Raw genomic sequence first — 3354 nt, forward strand, 5'->3', positions numbered from 1 at the left:
CTCCGAACCCTCATCCTCCTCCGAACCCTCACTCCCTCACTCCCTCACTCCCTCATCCCCCTCATCCTCCTCATCTTCCTCATCCCTAGTAGAGGGGTTATTTGCTCGATTTCAATTGCTCAGTGCTTGTTTTGTTGCTTTTGCTCATGGTTCTAATGATGTGGGAAATGCGATCGCGCCTCTGGCTGCAATTGCTTACATTAACCGCACTGGCACGGTACCCACAGACAGCATCAACATCCCCATATGGATTTTAATACTTGGTGGTGCTGGAATTGTTACAGGTTTGGGCATTTGGGGAAAAAAAGTCATTGCTACCATCGGCGAAAGTATTATTCCCCTGCAACCCAGTAGTGGATTCTGCGCGGAACTAGCAACTGCCACCACTATCCTACTCGCCTCGCGGCTAGGTTTACCCGTCTCCACCTCCCATGCTCTCGTTGGTGGTGTCGTTGGCATTGGACTGGTGCAAAACATGAAATCAATTCAATTCAAAACTCTTAAAGGAATTGCCGCCGCATGGCTCATTACAGTTCCCTTGAGCGCAGCTATTAGCGCTGGTATCTTTTCAGTACTGAGGGCCGTATTCTGATACCGTTTCTCTATATGGGTTGAGCCTTCAAACTTGATTCTGTCACAGGTTCAATGCGCTACTTTTGTTTCGCTGGCGGACACTTCAATTGGTGGATTCCAGACAGGGGGTCGCATTGTCATACACTCCTGATACCGCGTTCACCTACCAATCAGCCTCTGCAAAAACTGTATTTTTTGTCAACTACTTCTACTGAACTGGCTCTCTAGTACAGCAAAGCTATCGGTTATCCGATAGCCGTAGTAAGTGTTTCCCTACTTTTTAAAATTCCTTAAATCTTTACTAAACTAGTAAAAAAATCACTGAAAAAGCCATTGAGCACAGAGGACGAACCCTTGTAGTTTCGTTACTTCTCCCACATAGCTGCCCTCAGCCCTCAGCATAGATGCCTTTCCCTTGGTAAAATAAATTAGGGTTTATCTATTATGTATGCAAAATTCCTTGTATATTCCAAACAGCGTTTTGCAGGGGCAAAACATCACCAATCTCAGCCGTCCTACAACCTATTACTTCTATTCCACTAAGATTGAAGTTTTGCAAAACTATCAACTAGATGATGCCAAACAAGTAATGGAAGCCGTCATTCTAGCTCATCCCGATACACTGGGGGATATTGACAAAAAACTAGAATTGATGGATTGCTACTACAATGCCGTAGTCGATAAAAATTTGGCAAAACAACAAGAACTGGGAAAGCTGCGTCTTCTGGCAGAAAGTGAAGTCAATCTCAAATTAGAAGAGATTGAGCAGGCGCTAGAAGCCTTGGCTGTGACTCTACAGTTTGCTGAAAAAGGCGGATTGACTCAGGATGAAATTGAAAACGTGCAGCAGGAATATCGAGATGTTCTGAGTTTGATTGGACTCGAAGTTATCACTACAACCAAAAACAATCGCTCAATCTTTGAATTTCAAGAAACCCGCTTAGATGACACACTAATTAAACTGGTTCGCAAGTGGTATCGTGCCTGGATTCGCGATCCCAATTTACTGGATGAGGATGAATCCGTGATTCCTGACGAGTGGGAACTCAAGATCAACATGCTCAAGCGTCGAGTCCAACGCCTCTTCCAAAGAATATCAAATCCCCAGCGTGAGGAAACTCGTTTAGATGATTACATCATGGAATTGAAACAGTTAGCCCCCATAAATAGAATTTAGGGGCTAGCTCGCCGTTGTTATTCCGGTCTGAAAAACTACCAAGTAATAACGACTTGCATTCATTTGGTAATTACTCAAGCAAAGAAGACCTCTCTTAGAGGTTGGTTGTCTGATGTCTCAAATATTCCATTGCAACAATCAGTTGCAGATTTGGGTGTTGCCTACAAAAACTTTTTTGATTCCCTCAAAGGTAAGCGCAAAGGCAAAAAAGTAGGTAGTCGTCAACCAGTTCCTGACGGTAATGCTGGAATGCCTCCGGCAGTTGAGCGATTTTGGGTAACTGAGAAAAGTCAAAATGCTGAGCTTGCTTTAGCAAAGCCGTTTTCAGTCGATCGCGGCGAATACATAAAAGCAAATACTACCTGCCATAGTTGGGTATTGGAATTCGACGGCGCGAGCTGTGCTAGAGCAAGAGCTTCATTAAGTGAACTACCTACACGCTCCCTGACGGTGAGCGTGTAGGCTTCCCAATTCATTGGGGGTTGCCTCAGTTTTCATAGATTTTTTACGTCCTGAAGACTTTGGTCTTACATCCCCTCGGTCGGCAGAAGCGCTAGTTCCTAACGCCACGCCAGTTACTCTACTTGGGGAGACCCCAAGTCCGTACTGGCTCCATAATCGCAATCCTTCATTTCTAATATTTATTGCAGCGTTGATGTCTCTATCATGCTATTTCTGGCAGTGGGGGCAATCTACAAACCTAACACCCAATGAATCATAACCATTTTGCAGCATTGGAATTGGTAGTAGAGTCACACTACAAAGCTGAGATGATGGGAAGAAACGACCTATTTCTTGATAGGCGTGACCAAATCTCTCAGCTTTGTATTTAAGCATGGTTAAAAACATCCCCCATCCTTGGTCACTAATAGTTTTGGAGAGGTTGGGATTTTTGACCATGTTCTTAACTGCCAAATCTTCTACACAGATAACTTGGTTTTCGTATGCTCGGACAGCGAGATAGCTTGTGTAGAAAATCTTCTCTTACTCTGGCTATTTTGCTAGAGATTTTTGCAACTAACCTTTTAGCTTTGCGACGTTTGTTTGAAGTCTTATCTGTCTTCTTGGCTAGTTTACGTTGTTTACGCTTTCTATTCAATTCTTGCTTTGCGAGCTTGTTCTTGGGTAAGTCGTATTTAGAACCCTCAGAAGTTATGGCGAAGTTTTTTAACCCTAAGTCAACTCCAATAGCATCTCTGATTGCAACTACTGGATTGTCTTCTTGAGCCAGTGCGTTGCTCTGGTTCCCAGAGTTGTAGCAAGTGGCGTGATTGAAAAGGATAGAAGCGTAGTACCTACCATCAGCATTTCTTGATATAGTTACAGTTGTGAATTTTGCGTCAGGTAGTTGTTTGTGAAACACGGTTTTCATTAACCCCAAGTTACCTGGAAACTTAATCACAGAATCGAATGGCATGAGTTTCACATTTTGGGGATATTGAACTGATTGCTTACCGTGCTTGGATTTGAAGTTAGGATATTTAGCGCGTCCCTCAAAGAAATTGACAAATGCGCTGGAAAGGTTGAATGTTACTCTTTGTAAGACTTGACTATCAAGACATAGTGGGAGGGTGAGAACCCCTGTTCGCGTAGCGTCCCGAAGG

Annotated in this window: 5 protein-coding genes; 3 read left to right on the forward strand and 2 right to left on the reverse strand. The window is 43.6% G+C overall.

What is annotated here, in order from left to right; genetic code table 11:
* The 3 genes from ACM0OZ_RS48255 to ACM0OZ_RS48265 form a co-directional block, all read left to right on the forward strand.
* The coding region (locus ACM0OZ_RS48255; protein ID WP_414590060.1) for an inorganic phosphate transporter at positions 1-592 on the forward strand (592 nt) is incomplete at its 5' end.
* A 429-nt stretch (positions 593-1021) separates the two neighbouring features.
* A complete protein-coding gene (locus ACM0OZ_RS48260) occupies positions 1022-1750 on the forward strand; it encodes a hypothetical protein (RefSeq protein ID WP_414590061.1) in 729 nt (242 codons plus the stop codon).
* Positions 1751-1855: 105 nt separating this feature from the next.
* Positions 1856-2212, forward strand: coding sequence for a hypothetical protein (locus tag ACM0OZ_RS48265; RefSeq protein WP_414590062.1), 357 nt, complete (start codon positions 1856-1858; stop codon positions 2210-2212).
* Positions 2213-2419: 207 nt separating this feature from the next.
* On the opposite strand, the gene ACM0OZ_RS48270 is transcribed toward ACM0OZ_RS48265, so the two are convergent.
* Positions 2420-2650 carry a hypothetical protein gene (locus ACM0OZ_RS48270; protein WP_414590063.1) on the reverse strand — a complete coding sequence of 77 codons (231 nt, stop codon included), beginning with the start codon at positions 2648-2650 and terminating at the stop codon, positions 2420-2422.
* Positions 2651-2654: 4 nt separating this feature from the next.
* Positions 2655-3354 (reverse strand): RNA-guided endonuclease InsQ/TnpB family protein (locus tag ACM0OZ_RS48275; RefSeq protein WP_414590064.1); only part of this gene is annotated, 700 nt, incomplete at its 5' end.

Origin of the sequence: Scytonema sp. PCC 10023, from assembly GCF_963920835.1 — a bacterium.
Taxonomy (GTDB): domain Bacteria; phylum Cyanobacteriota; class Cyanobacteriia; order Cyanobacteriales; family Nostocaceae; genus Kalymmatonema.